This is a genomic window from Paenibacillus anseongensis (assembly GCF_009757995.1).
Taxonomy (GTDB): domain Bacteria; phylum Bacillota; class Bacilli; order Paenibacillales; family NBRC-103111; genus Paenibacillus_E; species Paenibacillus_E chondroitinus.
Genome location: NZ_WSEM01000004.1, coordinates 510,642 through 527,382, shown reverse-complemented (window position 1 = coordinate 527,382; position 16,741 = coordinate 510,642). Strand labels below are relative to the sequence as shown.

Sequence of the window (16,741 nt, the reverse complement as noted above, 5' to 3'; positions counted from 1 at the left end):
CTTGCTCCCTCCTTATGAAACGGGAATAAATGGCGCGAAGTCGGTCATTCTCCTCGTTTGCAAATCTTTTATAGTCATCGTCTGATGAAGTTGGTTAAGCAGAAAATATTTATACTGGTACACGACCTGCAAATGGGCCGGCTTAATTTCCTCAATGGCCGCCTGCAGGTCACCCAAGTTCGGCGGCGTACCCAGCGTGTCGACGAAGCGCACGGTGAACTGGTACAACGCCGGCTGCTGCGTGACCTCGACGGCACCACGTTCATACGCGCTGGCCACGCTATGCAGCAGCTCAACGGTGACAGTGCCGACACCGCGCAGCTTCGCATGGATCACCGCCCGGCGCTGATCGTCAGGCTTGTCCGGCACCATCGCGATGCCGAGCTCGGCCTCCCAAGCATCCAGACCCCACGTAGCGGAGCTGACAAAGAACTGCTGTAGTGTCTCCTCCAGGGAGACACGCAATTGATCCAGCTCCGCGCCCTGCGCTTGCAGGATAGAGTCCATGACCCGCGACGTCTCGTAATAGTCGGGCAAGTAGCCCTTCATGCGCCTTCCGCTTGGGGAAGTGACGAAACTCATGTGAGCGTCACCTCCCCCAAGACGGCAACGCGACCGGCACCTACCACAACGTTGGCGCTCATCCCATTCACCAGCAGATTGCTGTAATCTTGCACCCCCTGTGTATCAAGCAGCAGCGAACCAATACGAACGTAACGTACGTTGGGATCAGAAGAGAACGCCAGTTCGGATAAATAATTGCGAACAGTCACGGCGAAATCTTGTTTCACCTGATTGAGTGTTCTTGTGCCATTCAAGGAAAGATTGGCTTGCAGAGTGATGGCAATTTCAGAGGCCGACTCAACGGTAACGATCGCGCCGATCGGTGCTTTCCCCGTCAGTGGCGGAGTCGGGTAAATATACTGCTGCACGGCAGCCACGGTGGAAGGGGACGCGCTTCTTTTATCCGTACCGATGATGACGACCTTTACCGTCCCGGGACCATTCCATAGCGGCTGCACCTGAGCAGCTCCAACGCCGGTAATATCTAGCGCCCAATTAAGATAGTCAGCTCGATTACCGCTTGTACCCGGGGAACGTACTTTGGCATAATAACGGTTCAGCAGCGAGCTATCGCTTTCAGCATCTTCACCGCCGACCATCGGGGTGACATTCGTCACGCCGGTAATTCCGGCGAGCGGCGCTACAACGAAGACGATTGATTCACTCGGAACATTGCTGTTCAAACCTCCTAAAACTGCCTCAGCTTCCAATGTCACGCTGCCAGAGCTGTCGATAACAGCGGAGACCATCGTTTCAAAAAGCAAGGAAGCCGTCCCCTGCACGGCATCCGCCAATGTGCCGATACGAGTTCCTGATGGAACCACCGTACCCGGCGAACCCGTAAACCGTAAGGTCCCAGCGGCTTTCACCGCAGCCTTGCGCATTACTCCGTGCTCCGCACAACGCAGGTCCAAATAAGGACCGTAAGTCGTTCCGGCAAATCCCCGCCGCAAGACTTCCTGCGATTGAATCGCCGCCAGCGCTAGCTCAATAGAGGCCGGAGCCAATGCATCCCACATGTAGGAACCTTCAGATTTATCCAAATCGGAAGGCAAATTGCCCAACATACGGCCCCGAATCGCTTCTTCTGTTTGTTCAGCCAAATAATTCGGTATAACGGTCATATTAATTAATCACCACACTTCCTTGAATATTTTTCTTATCGCCTCGCACATTCGTAATTTGGCATTGAAACGAACACTCGCTTTGATTCCACGTCCATGTAAAAGGCCCTACACTTGCCGTACGCGGATCAACCATCAGAGTCTCTTTCGTAATACGGGCAATTTCCATTTCATTGGCTGGCTTGGACAATTGTCTGGCTATCAAATCATCAAACTCCTGACCATAAGCCCGTGAATAGGCCAGATAAGTATAACGCTGGGTGAGCAGAGCTTTTTGACACCATTGCAACCAAGCCTCCGTGTCGCTGCACTCGGCTATTCTTCCTGTCTGCGTCAATACGAACTCCCCAAGAGCATAATCAAACTTCGGACTACGCCCGAATCCAACTGTCCCCCTTCCCGTACCTGTTGCTAGCAATGGCAGCTCACTCTTTTCTGTAACCGCAAGCGGAAATAAATTCGGCATCTATTTCACCACCTTGCACAAAATTACGGCATCATTCCCATCATTCACAGGTATGGCCAGCACACGGTCCCCCACCTTCAAGCCGGATTGAAACGCAATCCGTACTTCTTCAACCTCTGATTCGGAAAAAGCAAATCTTCCTTGCCCGGTTACCGGCACATTACCACTGGTTAAGCCTGTAACTGTACCGCTGATCGTAAAAGACGGCAGAAACAGCTTGGTCATCCAATCCGCCACATAGTAGTCAGAAATCTCATGTTTAAAACTATCAAGTTTCAACCCGCCTGCCGTAATCGTCCCCAGCTCAGCGGGCATTCCTGCTACAGCTGAGCTCGCGTGAACAGACATGCGATTGTCCAAAGCAGCTGCCAGTTTTTTATACGGATTCATTCATATAAAACCTCCTTCGAACCAGCTCAGGGCTGCCCAGTTCCAGCACCATTTTACCGGGATCACCAAGCTCGTGTCTGACCGTCATAGCAATCAACTCCATCCCGCTTCCAGCCAAATCGACCTTATCACCAGCACGAATAGTGTTAATATCGAGCGATGTTACGCTAATTGTTTCCTGTATGCCGGAAAGCATGGCTTTCGCCGCTTCTTTGGCTTCGCTAATGGATCGATAGCTGCTGTCCTGCACGATTTTCTGCAGTGTCCCCAGTTCGACATACTCGCCTTCTTCGATAACTAAAACTTGGGCTGCACCCTCATCTCCTGCATCTTTGGTCCCGAGTACTTTCACTTTGGTTACTGCACCTTCCAGCGTTCGTTTTTGCATGATGTTCATCACATTTTCACTCGGCTCCAGCGACCATACGACAGAGTTAGAGCCAATTTCCACTATCTCAAGACCGTTTATTGTCATTCGTGGTCGGTACATCGGCCCGCCCTTCCGAGCGGTTTCTTTCAAATCTTTCATGATCATGTTGTAAATCGTCTCTGCGCGATAGATAGACTTCGCCAGCTTAACTTTCGTATCCGGCAAATCCCCCACATTAATATTCCATCCCGTCGCATAACGGCGTATGCGTTCACTTGCCGTCATTCCTGCGGGAAACACAAATTCATCCTCCGACTTAGCCAAATAAATCGTACGATCATACATCGTCACTGTCAGACGATCAGCCCGTTCATAGCTATTTTCGCACTGCCAGACAACGGCGGGATGGAGTAAATCTTCTTGCTTCGAACTACCATAGGGTATGCCTACGACTCGTACATCCTGACCTGGTTCCATACCTGGAAAATCCGGGGTGACGACGATTGTAGCCTGTGCCCTGTATGAAATTTCATCAAGTGCCTCTTCAAGTGTCAGCTCATAAATTAAGTTTCGAAGCGCATAGGACCCGTCCACCCAAATATCATAAGATCCATCCGAACGGTTATTTGTCATACCGGCATCACCAACTCCTGCCCAGGTAAAATCAGATCAGGATCATCGCCGATCATCGTACGATTCCCTTCGTAAAGTTCGCGCCAGCGGCTGCCTGAACCGAGCTTCATTTTCGCAATAGACCAGAGTGAATCACCTGGCTGTACCTGATAAGTAGCAGAAATCGGCTTAATATCAGGCCTTGTCTGTCCACCCGAACTACCGCTGCGCTCATCCAGTGTTCTAATTTTGTAATCTTTCCATGTACGAAAAATGAGATCAAAATACACATCGCCGGGCTCCCCGCCCTTGAAGCTGCTATTATGGGCAGACAGCATTACAAGTACGTTGACATCTGTGCCAGTAATGATAAGCCGAAGCGGATCTCGCCCCTCCATCCACGTATTAAGCTGATTCATCGCCGTTTGGGGATCAGGCAGCTGCTTATATTTGCAATAACTCACATCATACACCGCTGGGAAAAAGGAAGAGAAAGCAATCTCCTTCACTTTTACACCTTGCGGAACATCCAACTCACCGCCACGGATTATGGTGATGGTTTCAAAGCTCTTGTCACGTCGAATAGTAACTTCGGACGGATTCACAGGAAACCATAGGGAAATGCCATTTGGATCCTCCAATGTAAAATTCATTTCTTTAGTATCCATAGGCTTGTCCTCCGTTCTCCGTACGATTTTGGATAGCTGCTCCAATTTGCATAACAATCTGGTGACCGATGGTAATCGCCAGTTCCTCCATATCCACTTTCTCCTTCGGTATATTAACCGTAATACCATCCACAGAAATGTTGTAATTGTTCGAAGTAACGCCTTCGCTCACACCAGTACTCGCTGCTGAAGCGGACATCAAAATAGTCTCGCGCCCTGCGGGCAACAGCTCAGTCCGCGCCTCTTTCGGAGGTTCTTTTTCTTTCCCCGAAAACCACTTATTGACGATCAACTCTCCTGCTTTATCCCCCAGCCAGCCACCGATAATGCCCCCAACAGCCGTACCGGCTCCAGGAACAATAGAACCGGCGAATGCACCCAGAGCAGCTCCAGCCGCACCTGCGCCTGCTTGGATCGCAGCGCCTACTTTATTGTCTGAGGTCAAAATATCCAGTGCAGACAACCCGATTCCTAGCGGTTTGAGCACTTTACCTGTCGTTGTGAGCAGCTTGGAGACTCGGCTAAACTTACCTAACCGGTTAGACGTTCTTGGCTCAGCCGGATGTCCTCCTCTATCGCTTTGATCGATTTGACGACCTCGGTCCTGTCCGCCGTTTCTCGTTCTAACTCTCGATTTGTTCCTACCACCGCCTGGGCTCGTATTTGTACGGTCACCTGCCCGTGTTCTGGTCCTGGCTCCTGCCTTATTCTTTGATCTAGCGCCTGTCTTGTTCTTGGTCTTGGTACCCGATTTGGATTTGGTCTTCGAATCGGCGTCAGATTTCGTACGTTTACCGCCATTATCCTTGCAAGGGTCCTTGCATTTCTCTTTCTTACCTCCGTTTCCGGAAAACAAGCCTTTTAGAATTTTGAGCCCCTGTGCAAAGCTTTTGAATCCATTGCCAAAAGCCTCGAAGGCCTCACCAAGTAACTTCACAATCTCGGCCATGATCAAAAGTCGGTCAAGCCACTTGTCCAGCTGACCTTTCTCGGGTGGGGCGGCAATGATTACAGCTGCAGTTGCTGAAGCGGCTGCCGAAGCTTTGGCCTTTCCTTCCAAACTTCCAGAAAACTCGCCGCCAAGCCCTTGCAGCAATTCCCGCAGCTGCTTCGCCGTCCGAATGATTTGATCGTTGATCATCAGTTTCACATCGACCTTCGTATGTCCCAAGTCCGCCAGTTGCAACAACATCCGGTCTATGACAAAAGAAAAGTAATCCCGACCAGCAATCGCAGGCCTTGCCGTAATCTGGCTCAGCTTGGTTCCGGCCTCAGCCACTTTGTTAAATAACCCCGTCAGCCGCTGCGCTGAAGCCCCTGTCCGTTCTACCAAGCTGCGCAATCGCTCTTGCGCAGCCATGACTCGTGCCAAATTATTAACCGTCACGATTTCACTCATCACTTCACCTCCTTGCGCGTTCACGCTCCCGCTCCAGCGCATGTTCATGCTCCAGTTCTAATTCCATACTGGCAAGCAGGAACTGCTGCTCCCCGCGAGGCAATGTCCAGAATACTCCGGGGCGCAGATGATGACGCATCCATATCGCGTGGAGCATCGCCGGCAGCCCCCCGGAGGTAATTAGTTTTTTACTTCATCCAGCGTTGTATTAAATCCGCTCAAATCCAGCACTTCATCGCCAAGCGCAGACAGCTCGCCAGCGAGCAAGATGCGCTTAATCACTTCCTCACCGGAGCTGGCCTGGTACTTCGCAAGCAGCCGAGGGTCCCCCCAATTGGGGGAGACGGTCGCAGCGAAGATCAGAGCGACGTTAAACTGCTCTTCATCAAGCCGATCGGTTTGTACACCTCGACGGTCGGCGCGCTCTGTGCATCGTTCGCGGAGCGTAAACACCTGCTTTCCGGTCAGACCGCGCAGTAAAATGGGAATGCCGAATCTAGCGATTGTCACGGTTTTCTCCGGGAGTTGATCGGCCTCAAGCAGCTTTTGCAAAATTTGTTCATCTGTTAACATCATCTATTCCTCCTTATGTTCAACTGATTAAATAGTCCGGATAGGATCATTAAGCGTGTAGCCTTCAAATGTAAATGCTACTTCTTCCTTCACTTCCTCCCCTGCCGTCCAATTGGCCAACTGAAGCTTGTCCAGCATGACATTGTTTAGGGTAATCCGTTCGAAACCATATGCATCAGGATCATTCAATTTGGATACAAGACTGAATTTATCAAATCCTCTGGCGATCATATCGCTTGTAACTTTGAACCCGCTCAGTGTCCCAGTGCCTTTCATAGCACCTTTTTTATGCCGAACCCACGGGTCTCCCGCAAGCTGGAGCTCTTTCTTCTGCATCTCCACATTCGCTTCCAAATGATTAAAGTTGGTTTGCCATACGCCACCGATAAATACCGAACCATATGTTCCTAAAATTACTCTGCTCGCATCTAAACTCATTCGTAATCCCCCTTAATGTACGATAAAAGTGCCAAAAATTTGTTCCATCACATCTGTCAACTGCGCATCCCACTTGATATATACTTGATCAGGTTCTGGCGTCAGTTCAGCGGTTTCTCCGTAATAGGCCGGGTCCAGATACACATCGAAGCTCGTTGCTTCAATGACGCCGGCTTGTGCCAATGTCTGCATATACTGCTTGGCTGACTCCACCAGAGCCAGACGCCCTTCCTCCGTGTTATTTACTTTTCCGATATATCCCTCTTCCGCCGTTCGCAGAAGATCCTGATTAATGGCATCCATAACACGAATCGTACGGATTTTCTTCCAAGCTGCATTTTGTCCTTGGCGCAGAGAAACGAGTGAATTCATTCCACGCAGCGTTTTCACCTTCTGACCGTCATGATACAGCAGGAAAACGCCGTTTTTCACTGAACTCTCCTGCTCGCTGCGCGTCCATCTCCGTGTCACATCACTGAACGGAGCAGCCGCGTAAGTCGTAGATTCACTCAGCTTTTGACCCGCAATTAGCCCCGCTACATAAGCTGCTACCCATGCCGAGCTATAACTTGTACCCGCGAGAACCGCTCCTGTCCCGACATTGACAATCGCTTCATGATTGAACAACGCGCTGCGTGCCGCTGCCCGACTGGCTGCATCAGAAGCAGTATCATCAGCGGTAGAACCGCCAAGTACCGTTGTAATGCCTTTCCCTTCAGAGCGCAAACGACTCGTCCAAGCAGCAACCGATGCTTGAATGCCCGTATCTGTGACTCCATCCAGCGCAAGCACATGGAATTCCTGTGTCTCTAGTGCGCTTAGAGCATTCAGGTAATCCACTGAGGCAATCCCGCTGATACCCGAGCTGCCGCCAGTTAGCGCACTGCCCGAGACGGCAGCTAGCGTACCATTGCCAGGAGCAAGAACGATTGCTGTCAGCCAAGGATTACCGCTGTCTTGATTTAAAACATCTGCCGCAGCCTGAACGGTACTGCCCGAGAATGTAAATGTCTTCAGAACAGAGGAGCCTTCAAGCAGCTTCAAATCCTTTTTCGACGCATCTACGGCATTCGTCTGAATAATGACCGAGAAGCCGTTACCTCGTGTCCCTTCGTATTTAGCTTCTAACTTCAATACATTGGCCGAAGCCGAATCTTTCAGCGTTAAAGCTGCTTTGGCTGCTGTGGCATCCGCAATTCGGTAAGCCAACACCTTCTTCGGCTTACCCAGCAAGGCCAACTTCAAAATTGCTTGCGCGGAAGCCGAGCCGCTTTGATCGCGACCGAAAGCATCATAGATACCTTGCTCACTCGTTATCTCAACAAATTGTCTCACTGCTCCCCAATTTGCTTTAACCGGCACGGCAACGACACCTTGACTTCCCGGCAAGATCGCACTTAGCGCCGCCGCCTCAAAATTCATATAAAATCCCGGTAATACCGGTCGATCCGTTCCACTCCAAGTTCCACCCGCCATTATTCATGCACCTTCCTTTGTAAAAAGTTTTGAACCGCTTGATTGACATGTGCGATTGCATACATCGTTTCGGAATCTCCTTGTAAGGCACCAACGATCACTTCTGGTGCACAATCAAAGAGCTCTCTAGAATTTACCATTAGCTCTTCTTTGTCATACATCACGATTTCATCACTCGTATTGCTTGTTTGCGTTTTACTTTGTTTCAAAACCAGTCACCTCTTTTTAAATTTTTGGTTCAGTATGCACACCAGCAATTAAAGGACTTGAACCAGGTGTGACCCCGGCAGCACCCGTCAACGTCACCGTCAACACCCCAGTAGACAAATCACCGGAGCGAACCGCTGCTTGAGCTCCCAGCACCGTTAACCATCTGCCGCCTAATCCACCAAGTGGCAATTTGGCCTGCTCAGCCAAGCCAAGCATCAGCACTTGCGCTGCCAGCTGGTATTCGCTTGCCGATCTAGCGGCAATTTGGCCGACGAATTGCTTGGACAGCTGCTGAACCCCTCGCGAGGCTGCTGCGCTATGCCAACCTGTACACTGCCATGAGACTGCGGGCCGGCAGGTTCCATTGAAACCGCGATAAACACGCCATTGCACGCCAAGTGCGGTTTCCGTGAATTGCGAGATAGCTTCCAGCCACGATTCGACGACAGGCTTGATCTGCTTAAGCAGGAAGACGGCTTTCATAGAAGTTCTGCCTTGTGCATCTAAAGTTTGTCCTGCCGGCAGCGACGTAATTTGCACCGTATACAGTCCACCATCCACCTGAATGGTACCCTCCTCCGGCTCCAACATGCGGCCAATGAGACGCCAAATTCTCTCCTGGGCACCCTCAGCGGTTGCGCTTCTAACCAGCAGGCTCAGCTTGCGCCAACTGCCAGGAGCGTCCAGCTTGAATTCCGCGCTGCCTCCGATATGGCAAAGGGTAATAGCCTCATCGTGGCTCTGAGAATCGCTATCCACAAACAGATCCGTGCCGAGCGTTCCCTCTCCTTTCGCTTGTAAAAACAGCGCCAATTGTTTGGCCATGTTAATCATTCATTCTCTCACCTCTTTTCTTATTTTGTTTTGAAATTCAAAACATTTTTTTCTTTACCTCAACCACATCCTTTCATCTACTCCCAATGAGCCTTGCTTAAAGACTTCAGGATCTTGATTACTTCGATCTTCTTCAGCAGCATCACCGCCTTCTTGGTCTACACATCGATCTTACCATGCCTCCACTCTCTTGCATTGCCAACAAGCGGCCAACTAGCAACCACATTAACCAAGTGTCCGGACCACCTCCGCCCTAAGCATATAGGCCAGCTTTTCTATCGCACGTGCCTTCACCCTTCGATAGGTACGCTCGCTCATATTCACCTCGTAACACAGCAAGTAATCCAGCACTTTCTCCTTCTGCAAATAGCGTCTCCGTATAATCTCCTCCTCCTGCTCGTCCAAACGCGACAGTGCCTGCTCAACCTCAGCATATAAGAGCGCTGCCTGCTCCTCCCGTGCAGATGCCACGATATATTCAGCAGACATTTCCGCCACCTTATGCGCATCATGCATCGCACTATCTTTGCGAACACTTCCGAGCGTCTGGTATAACCGAACGGTCTCCAGCAGACTCTCCACCCTTTTCCGCGTAGCCCGCTTGTCGATCTGATTTTGCTCTATGTGTAAAATTTGTTCCAACATCCTCATCATCTCCCAAAATTTGTCGTTTTGAAATTATAAACAAATCATACGCTAAACTTGTTTATAATTTCAACACAAAAGTTTTGAGAAACGAAAAAAACGCTTGTTTTTTGTACCTCAAACCATTTACAATAAGGAACAGGTGATGAATCGATGAAAGATATGGTCCAGTTCGGCCTTCAAATCCGGCAGCTCCGCAAACAGAACCATTTTACCCTTAGAGAGCTTGGAGAGCGGTCCGGCGTTAGTTATTCATTTATTAACTCCATAGAAAATAACCGCTTCAATCCATCCAGGGAAACGGTCATTGCGTTAGCCGATGCGTTTAATCGCGCTGACAAGGACGAGCTCTTGCTGCTCGCTGGCTTTGCGCCGACGGATGAAGAGTCACTGGATGCCCCTTCAGGACCTGGGGTTAGCGATATCGATGATCCTGAGGTCAGCCTATTCTTTAAGGACTTCCAAAGTGCGCCTAAGGAACGACGGGACGAAATGCTTCGGTTCTGGCACTTTATCAAAGAGCAGCAGAGTAACCGTACGCCGGATAGCGAGCAATAGTACATATGATAGGAAGTTAAGCCCCTTGGGCTTTTCTTTATCACTATAAATCGAACATATATTCTCATTTCAATCATAACGAGGTGTTTTCCCTGTTTACTCACTATCAAACAACCCCTCTGGAACAATGGGTCGAAGCTTTATATGAGCAGCATGAAATCACAATGCCCTCTCAGCTTTGCATGACGCATTTGGCGGCTAAACTGCGCATTTGGGTGTATACCATGGATATGAACAGTATGGCGATCGAAAGTAACGGACAGTTCAGCATTAATGTTGACCGTCGTCTCTCCCCCAAGGAGCAGTGGGAAGATTTCCTGCACGAACTCTGCCATGTTCTTCGGCACTCCGGCAACCAGATGGCAATGCCTGATCGTTATGTAAATTGGCAGGAACAGGACGCATCCGCTTTCCAACTCTATGCGGCGCTTCCCCTCTCCATGCTGAGAAACCTCGCGCTGCCTGAGAACAAGAATGAATTGATCGCCTATCTTTCTGAAGAATTCCAAGTCACTTACCGGCTTGCCAAAGCGCGGATCGACCAAATTGAGAGGCGCGTCCTGCAGGGATCCCTGGACTACGAGTTTCAACAATATACCCAGAACCAGTCAAGCAAGAAATACGATCCGTCCAATTGGTCCGAAGCTACCCGTTTGATCATGAACAAGCTGGAGTTTTTAAAATCTAGGGGGGTGCCTGCAGGTGGCAAAGCTAACCGTCTTTTATGATTATCATGAGGAGGGCATCGTTCCCATCCTTCTATCGCTGCGGTTTCGGCCAAACGAGCTTGATTTCAGCAAAAATTCGCTCTATGTACCGCTTGGAGCACCTTTTCAGCAGCTGAACATGGAGGAGATTAACGAATTCGATGCCGGCATCACCGTGCTGTTGGAGGACCTCATCGTCCATCCGGGGCGTCCTCACACCATTGGTATTTCCCTCTCCAGTTTGAAGCTTCGACATGCTACACATCTAGAAGGACTCTTCGATATCCAGCAGCTTTGGCTGCGAATGAACGACATCGAAGAAGTGCTTCAGATGGAGGTCCGCACTTTGTACCCTTGGAGTGACTCTCGCAAGCCCCCCAAATAAAAAAATCCCACACATCCATGAACAATGTTCATCCGATGTATGGGATAGGATTACCTATTCACTAATATAAGAGCAGATATAATCGCTAACTGTTTTCACATCAAGCTTGAATTTTGCATTCGCCGGAACAGTGAACTCACCTTGTCCATTGATGCTGATCCATTCGCTGCTGCCTGGAAGAAGTACGTTCAGCTCACCAGCTTGGATTTCCATAATTTCTTTCACATCAGTTCCGAATTCATACTCACCCGGAAGCAAAATCCCCAATGTTTTTTTCGTACCATCCGCGAATTGTACCGTGCGGCTTGTTACTTTGCCGTCAAAATAAACGTTAGCTTTCGTCAATACTGTTACATTTTCAAAGCTGGACATGATCAATAGTTCCCCCTCTAAAATGGCTATAAAATAAGGCCAAGCCCACGCATGGTGGGCTATGGCTATGTGAATAACGCGGCTATGTTTGTTCTAAGCCAATAGAGCTTTAACTCTAGCTACAACGTTCTCTGGTGAGAAGCCGTACTCTTTCAGAACCAAATCGCCAGGCGCGGATGCACCGAACGTGGAAATGCCTAAGATGGAACCTTCATCGCCAACATAACGTTCCCAACCAAGTGGGAATGCCATCTCAACAGCAAGACGCTTTTTGACATTTGGAAGAATGACGGAATCTTTGTATTCTTTGGACTGTTTCTCGAACAGTTCCAAGCTTGGCAAGCTGACAACGCGAACGTTGATACCTTCAGCTTGAAGCAGCTTTTGCGCCGCGACAGCCAATTGTACTTCGGATCCTGTTGCAAGAATTTGAGCATCCGGCTTACCGTTAGCTGCATCGGATACTACGTATCCACCTTTGCTCAGGTTCGCTTTCGCACCTTCAACCGTTCCTTCGAGAATCGGCAGATTTTGACGAGTCAATACGAGCGCAACTGGTCCTTTAGCTTCAGCAACCGCATAACGCCATGCTTCGGAAGTTTCGTTACCGTCCGCAGGACGAATGACAGTAATGCCCGGAATAACACGAAGCGCTGGTAATTGCTCAATCGGCTCATGTGTCGGTCCATCTTCACCAACTGCGATACTGTCATGTGTAAGAACATAGATAACCGGAAGCTGCATAAGTGCCGCTAGACGGATGGACGCACGCAGATAGTCGGAGAACACGAAGAATGTTGCACCGTATACTTTCACGCCGCCGTGAAGTGCCATACCGTTCATGGCTGTACCCATACCGAACTCACGAACACCAAACCATAGATTGCGGCCCGCATAGTTGCTCGCGCTGTAGTTGGACTCTCCTTTGATCATCGTATTATTGGAGCTCGCCAGATCCGCGGAGCCACCAATCAATTGTGGAAGCAAAGGAGCAATCGCATTGATCGCATTACCGGAAGCTACACGAGTTGCCATAGGCTTGTCCGATGTGCTGTAAACCGGAAGGTTTGCATCCCAACCTGCAGGCAGTTCGTTATTAACCGCTGCACTGAATTGGTTACCCAATTCCGGATAAGCTTTAATGTAATCATTTAAAAGTGTGCTCCAAGCTTGTTCAGCTGCAGCGCCTTCTTTACCAATTTCCGCATAGTGGGCACGAACTTCATCAGGAACCAAGAAGTCCGGTTCTTCCGGCCAGCCGTATGCTTGTTTCGTCAATTTCACTTCGTCGCCGCCAAGTGGGGATCCGTGAGGTCCAACGTGTCCGCCTTTTCCACCTTTGTTCGGGCTACCGAAACCGATTGTTGTTTTCACTTCAATCAACGTCGGACGAGTTGTGTCAGCCTTCGCTTCTGCGATCGCTTTGGAGATTGCAGCAAGATCGTTCTGCTCTTCTACACGCAGCACTTGCCAGCCATAAGCTTCAAAACGTGCCTGCACGTTTTCGGAGAATGCCATATTCAGCTCGCCATCCAGCGAGATATCATTTGAATCGTAAAGCATAATCAATTTGCCCAGTTTCAGGTGAGCCGCCAAGGATACCGCTTCAGAGGAAACGCCTTCCATCATGTCGCCATCGCCACAAATCGCGTATGTATAATGGTCGATAACAGGGAAGTTTTCTTTGTTATATGTCTCTCTCAGGTGAGCTTCCGCCATTGCCATACCTACAGCCATACCAATCCCTTGTCCAAGTGGACCGGTTGTTGCGTCAACGCCTGGCGTGTGACCGTATTCCGGATGTCCTGGTGTTTTGCTTCCCCATTGACGGAAGTTTTTGATCTCTTCGATCGGCAAATCATATCCACACAAGTGAAGAAGGCTGTATAGGAGCATGGAGCCGTGACCCGCAGAAAGTACAAAACGGTCACGATTAACCCATTTCGGATTCGCCGGGTTGTGCTTCATATGCTGCTTCCACAGCACGTACGCCATTGGAGCAGCCCCCATGACCATACCAGGGTGACCGGATTTAGCTTTCTCAACGGCATCGATACCTAACGTACGAATCGTGTCAACTGCTAATTGTTCGATTGTTTTATTTGTTGCTGTCATTTCGAAAATTCCCTCCTATATGTCTCTACTTACCTAAGTCTTAACTTGTACATACAAGTGACTTTTCTCGCTTGCATTATTGTACCATTTGCTTTGAGGCTTTGCCACAATAAACCGTTAAAACTCGTCGGATTTGCGCATACCAGCAAAAAAGACTGCATCCTAAATTGGATACAGCCTAGTTTTCCCATCAATTGAAAACAACAGTCTTATTATTATGAACAATAATACGATCTTCCACATGCCAAGCAACAGCTCTGGCTAGAACGATCCGTTCAATATGCCGGCCAATTCGCTTCAAGTCCTCCACATTATCACGGTGGCTAACCCGTTGAACGTCCTGTTCAATAATAGGCCCGCCATCTAATTCTTCCGTTACATAATGTGCGGTTGCGCCAATAATTTTCACGCCGCGGTTATGCGCTTGAGCATACGGCTTACCACCTACAAAGGCAGGCAAGAAAGAATGGTGAATATTGATGATACGGTTGGAGTAATGCTTGATGAAAGACGGTGAGACGATCTGCATATAGCGGGCCAATACAATAGCATCCACTTTATCTCCCACTACTTCCAGCTGGCGGCGCTCCGCTTCAGCCTTCGTATCTGCCGTAACCGGGATATGGTAATACGGAATGCCGAATGGCTCTACCAGCGATTGCATGTCCGGGTGATTGGAGATCACCATCGCAATATCCGCATTCAAATCGCCTGCACGCCAGTGCCAAAGAAGCTCAAGCAAAGCATGATCTTCCTTCGAAACAAAGATCGCAATACGCTTCTTCTGACTAGCAAGTGACAGGCTCCAATCCATGGAGAACTTGTCAGCAACGACTGAAAAAGCTTCTTTCAATTGCTGCACGCGGTTTTCTAGGTTATCCAAGTCAAACTCGATGCGGATGAAAAACATCCCGCCTTCCGGATCCATCGTATACTGGTCGGACTGCACAATATTCGCGCCATATTCATACAAAAACTGTGACACTGCCGCCACGATGCCCGGCTGATCCGGACAGGAGATCAACATTCTTGCTCTATTCGCCCATTCGCTCTCCCTGCGAGTCAGACTGTTTGCATTTCCCCGTTCCATGTGAATCCCCCTAGTTGCTTTCTACTCGAAAGTTATCTGTATCTGTATCTGCATTAAGCCTTCTTCAATATATCCTGACCGGCAAGCCAAACGATAAGACGTTGGTTAAGCTGCTCCTCGCTTAGGTCGGACAACAATCTTTCTTCATGCAAAATATCGTACAAGCGCTCTAACGGCTCGCGGCCGTCCGCTTTTTTCGCTTTCGCATCGTTTTTCAGAATCTCCCAAGTTTTCAGCACATAATCGCGGAAATGAATATCCTTTTTGCCAAACATATGGTCGATTCGCTCTACATGATCCAGGAACTCTTCGCCGAAGCGGCCTTTGAGGTTACCGGACAAGAGGGCGATCTCCGCTTCGTACATCGGACGCTGCGTTTTGTCTTCTTTTCCGATCCAAGGCGTCTCTAGAATCATCGGTAAATGCTGCAGCTTCTCATGATTAGCCACATTGTTCATTGCTTCAAAGCCGATCCAACCTGAGCCTAACGGCGCATGACGGTCTTTCGCAGCCCCGCGAGGATTCTTACTGTCGTTTAAGTGAACGACGCCTAGCTTCTCTAAGCCAATAACTTTATCGAAATGATGCAGAACGCCATCCAGATCATTAACAATATCATAACCAGCATCGTGAATATGGCAAGTGTCCATACAAACCGTAAGTTTGCTGTTAAACTCCACGCGCTCCATAATTTCCGCAATTTCCTCGAAGCTGCGGCCAATTTCGGTGCCTTTGCCAGCCATTGTTTCTAACGCAATATTCACGTCAGTGTCCTTCACACCAGCCAGTACTTCATTCAAACCTTCAGCGATACGTTCAATGCCGTACTCTGCATCCTTGTCTGTATAGGCGCCTGGGTGAAGAACGATATTGCGCACACCGATGTAGGCCGTTCGGCGAATCTCTTCTTGAAGGAAGCGAACAGCCAGTTCAAAGGTATCCTCTTTATAGGAACCCAAGTTAATGATGTAAGGAGCATGAACGACTATTTCGTTCATTGCATGCTTGTCCATCACAGCTTTGCCTTCTTCAATGTATTGATCTTCAATGGGTTTGCGGCGCGTATTTTGTGGTGCGCCTGTGTATATCATAAACGTGGAAGAACCGTATGAAACTGCTTCTTCAGCTGCATTTAACAAGCCTTTATCTGAGAACGAAACGTGTGAGCCAATTTTGGGCATGGTTCATTGCTCCTTTATTGAGTGTCTATCTACTACCTTCCTATTTTACTCGGATTGTCGCAAGAAATCTAGAAATAAGGTATAATTCTTATCATATATGACCGTTTGGTAGTGAGGTGACAAATAAATGGCTAACGATTTTTTCATGTGGTTCATTATTTTCTGGGTGTTTGTCCTGCTATTCTTCATGTCTGTAGGCGGATACTTCATGTTTCGCAAGTTCCTGAAGGTGCTCCCCAAAGAGGACGGAAAGTCGAAGCTTGATTGGCAAAATCATTACGTCGACAACTCTCGCCATCTTTGGACAGAAGACTCCAAATCATTCCTAGATCAGCTGGTTTCTCCCGTGCCAACAGCTTTTAGAGATATTGCCAAGCACTCCATCGCGGCTCGCATCGGACAGGTTGCTTTGGAGGCCAACGCCAATGAGGTAACGAGAGCTCACTGTATCGAGGGGTACATTCTTGCAACTCCGAAGCGTGACTACCGCAGCTTGACCAGCTTCCTTGAGAGAGAGCAGATCGACTATAGTGCCTATAAGCATTTGCTTCAGTAAAAATGAAA

The 16,741-nt window shown here is 49.1% G+C and carries 22 protein-coding genes; 4 read left to right on the top strand and 18 right to left on the bottom strand.

Features of this window, described 5'->3' with window-relative positions:
• Positions 1-12: 12 nt before the first annotated feature.
• The 14 genes from GON05_RS04390 to GON05_RS04330 all read right to left on the bottom strand — a co-directional run bounded on the left by GON05_RS04390 (position 13) and on the right by GON05_RS04330 (position 9,769).
• A complete protein-coding gene (locus tag GON05_RS04390; protein ID WP_157317972.1) occupies positions 13-582 on the bottom strand; it encodes a putative phage tail protein in 570 nt (189 codons plus the stop codon).
• Positions 579-1,688 (bottom strand): baseplate J/gp47 family protein, encoded by a 1,110-nt coding sequence (locus GON05_RS04385; protein WP_157317971.1) that lies wholly within the window; start codon positions 1,686-1,688, stop codon positions 579-581. The genes GON05_RS04390 and GON05_RS04385 overlap by 4 nt, the downstream gene beginning before the upstream one ends.
• 1 nt (position 1,689) lies before the next feature.
• Positions 1,690-2,154: a DUF2634 domain-containing protein gene (locus GON05_RS04380; RefSeq protein WP_157317970.1), complete on the bottom strand. Its 465-nt coding sequence runs from the start codon at positions 2,152-2,154 to the stop codon at positions 1,690-1,692.
• On the bottom strand, positions 2,155-2,544 hold the full coding sequence (locus GON05_RS04375) for a hypothetical protein (RefSeq protein WP_157317969.1): 390 nt from the start codon (positions 2,542-2,544) through the stop codon (positions 2,155-2,157).
• Positions 2,531-3,547, bottom strand: coding sequence for an XkdQ/YqbQ family protein (locus tag GON05_RS04370; RefSeq protein ID WP_157317968.1), 1,017 nt, complete (start codon positions 3,545-3,547; stop codon positions 2,531-2,533). Before GON05_RS04370 ends, GON05_RS04375 begins: the two co-directional genes overlap by 14 nt.
• Positions 3,544-4,194: a LysM peptidoglycan-binding domain-containing protein gene (locus tag GON05_RS04365; protein ID WP_246238796.1), complete on the bottom strand. Its 651-nt coding sequence runs from the start codon at positions 4,192-4,194 to the stop codon at positions 3,544-3,546. The genes GON05_RS04370 and GON05_RS04365 overlap by 4 nt, the downstream gene beginning before the upstream one ends.
• Complete coding sequence (locus GON05_RS04360; protein ID WP_157317967.1) at positions 4,184-5,593, bottom strand: hypothetical protein; 1,410 nt, start codon at positions 5,591-5,593, stop codon at positions 4,184-4,186. The genes GON05_RS04365 and GON05_RS04360 overlap by 11 nt, the downstream gene beginning before the upstream one ends.
• Before the next feature lie 4 nt (positions 5,594-5,597).
• Positions 5,598-5,750 carry a hypothetical protein gene (locus GON05_RS38775; RefSeq protein WP_164819622.1) on the bottom strand — a complete coding sequence of 51 codons (153 nt, stop codon included), beginning with the start codon at positions 5,748-5,750 and terminating at the stop codon, positions 5,598-5,600.
• Positions 5,751-5,773: 23 nt separating this feature from the next.
• Positions 5,774-6,166, bottom strand: a complete 393-nt coding sequence (locus GON05_RS04355; RefSeq protein WP_246238795.1) for a phage tail assembly chaperone — start codon at positions 6,164-6,166, stop codon at positions 5,774-5,776.
• A 27-nt stretch (positions 6,167-6,193) separates the two neighbouring features.
• Positions 6,194-6,604, bottom strand: a complete 411-nt coding sequence (locus tag GON05_RS04350) for a phage tail tube protein (protein WP_157317965.1) — start codon at positions 6,602-6,604, stop codon at positions 6,194-6,196.
• A 12-nt stretch (positions 6,605-6,616) separates the two neighbouring features.
• Positions 6,617-8,080: a phage tail sheath subtilisin-like domain-containing protein gene (locus GON05_RS04345; protein WP_157317964.1), complete on the bottom strand. Its 1,464-nt coding sequence runs from the start codon at positions 8,078-8,080 to the stop codon at positions 6,617-6,619.
• Positions 8,080-8,289 carry a YqzN/YkzM domain-containing protein gene (locus tag GON05_RS04340; RefSeq protein WP_157317963.1) on the bottom strand — a complete coding sequence of 70 codons (210 nt, stop codon included), beginning with the start codon at positions 8,287-8,289 and terminating at the stop codon, positions 8,080-8,082. Before GON05_RS04340 ends, GON05_RS04345 begins: the two co-directional genes overlap by 1 nt.
• Before the next feature lie 16 nt (positions 8,290-8,305).
• Positions 8,306-9,124: a minor capsid protein gene (locus GON05_RS04335; protein WP_157317962.1), complete on the bottom strand. Its 819-nt coding sequence runs from the start codon at positions 9,122-9,124 to the stop codon at positions 8,306-8,308.
• 225 nt (positions 9,125-9,349) lie between these two features.
• Positions 9,350-9,769: an ArpU family phage packaging/lysis transcriptional regulator gene (locus GON05_RS04330; protein WP_157317961.1), complete on the bottom strand. Its 420-nt coding sequence runs from the start codon at positions 9,767-9,769 to the stop codon at positions 9,350-9,352.
• Between the two features lie 153 nt (positions 9,770-9,922).
• Between GON05_RS04330 and GON05_RS04325 the strand changes: the two genes are divergently transcribed.
• From GON05_RS04325 to GON05_RS04315, 3 genes are all read left to right on the top strand, one after another.
• On the top strand, positions 9,923-10,327 hold the full coding sequence (locus GON05_RS04325; RefSeq protein WP_157317960.1) for a helix-turn-helix domain-containing protein: 405 nt from the start codon (positions 9,923-9,925) through the stop codon (positions 10,325-10,327).
• Positions 10,328-10,509: 182 nt separating this feature from the next.
• Positions 10,510-11,055, top strand: coding sequence for an ImmA/IrrE family metallo-endopeptidase (locus GON05_RS04320; RefSeq protein ID WP_157317959.1), 546 nt, complete (start codon positions 10,510-10,512; stop codon positions 11,053-11,055).
• Positions 11,030-11,419, top strand: a complete 390-nt coding sequence (locus GON05_RS04315) for a hypothetical protein (RefSeq protein ID WP_157317958.1) — start codon at positions 11,030-11,032, stop codon at positions 11,417-11,419. Before GON05_RS04320 ends, GON05_RS04315 begins: the two co-directional genes overlap by 26 nt.
• Positions 11,420-11,473: 54 nt before the next feature.
• Here the strand turns inward: GON05_RS04315 and ppnP are convergent, their stop codons facing one another.
• The 4 genes from ppnP to GON05_RS04295 form a co-directional block, all read right to left on the bottom strand.
• Positions 11,474-11,791 carry a pyrimidine/purine nucleoside phosphorylase gene (ppnP, locus tag GON05_RS04310; protein ID WP_157317957.1) on the bottom strand — a complete coding sequence of 106 codons (318 nt, stop codon included), beginning with the start codon at positions 11,789-11,791 and terminating at the stop codon, positions 11,474-11,476.
• A gap of 93 nt (positions 11,792-11,884) precedes the next feature.
• Positions 11,885-13,906 carry a transketolase gene (tkt, locus tag GON05_RS04305; RefSeq protein ID WP_157317956.1) on the bottom strand — a complete coding sequence of 674 codons (2,022 nt, stop codon included), beginning with the start codon at positions 13,904-13,906 and terminating at the stop codon, positions 11,885-11,887.
• Positions 13,907-14,096: 190 nt separating this feature from the next.
• A complete protein-coding gene (gene purU, locus GON05_RS04300) occupies positions 14,097-14,996 on the bottom strand; it encodes a formyltetrahydrofolate deformylase (protein WP_157317955.1) in 900 nt (299 codons plus the stop codon).
• Positions 14,997-15,049: 53 nt separating this feature from the next.
• The gene (locus tag GON05_RS04295; protein ID WP_157317954.1) at positions 15,050-16,177 is read right to left on the bottom strand and encodes a deoxyribonuclease IV; all 1,128 of its coding nucleotides are present in this window, start codon (positions 16,175-16,177) and stop codon (positions 15,050-15,052) included.
• 127 nt (positions 16,178-16,304) lie between these two features.
• Between GON05_RS04295 and GON05_RS04290 the strand changes: the two genes are divergently transcribed.
• Positions 16,305-16,733: a DUF2621 domain-containing protein gene (locus GON05_RS04290; RefSeq protein WP_157317953.1), complete on the top strand. Its 429-nt coding sequence runs from the start codon at positions 16,305-16,307 to the stop codon at positions 16,731-16,733.
• The last annotated feature ends 8 nt before the right edge of the window (positions 16,734-16,741 follow it).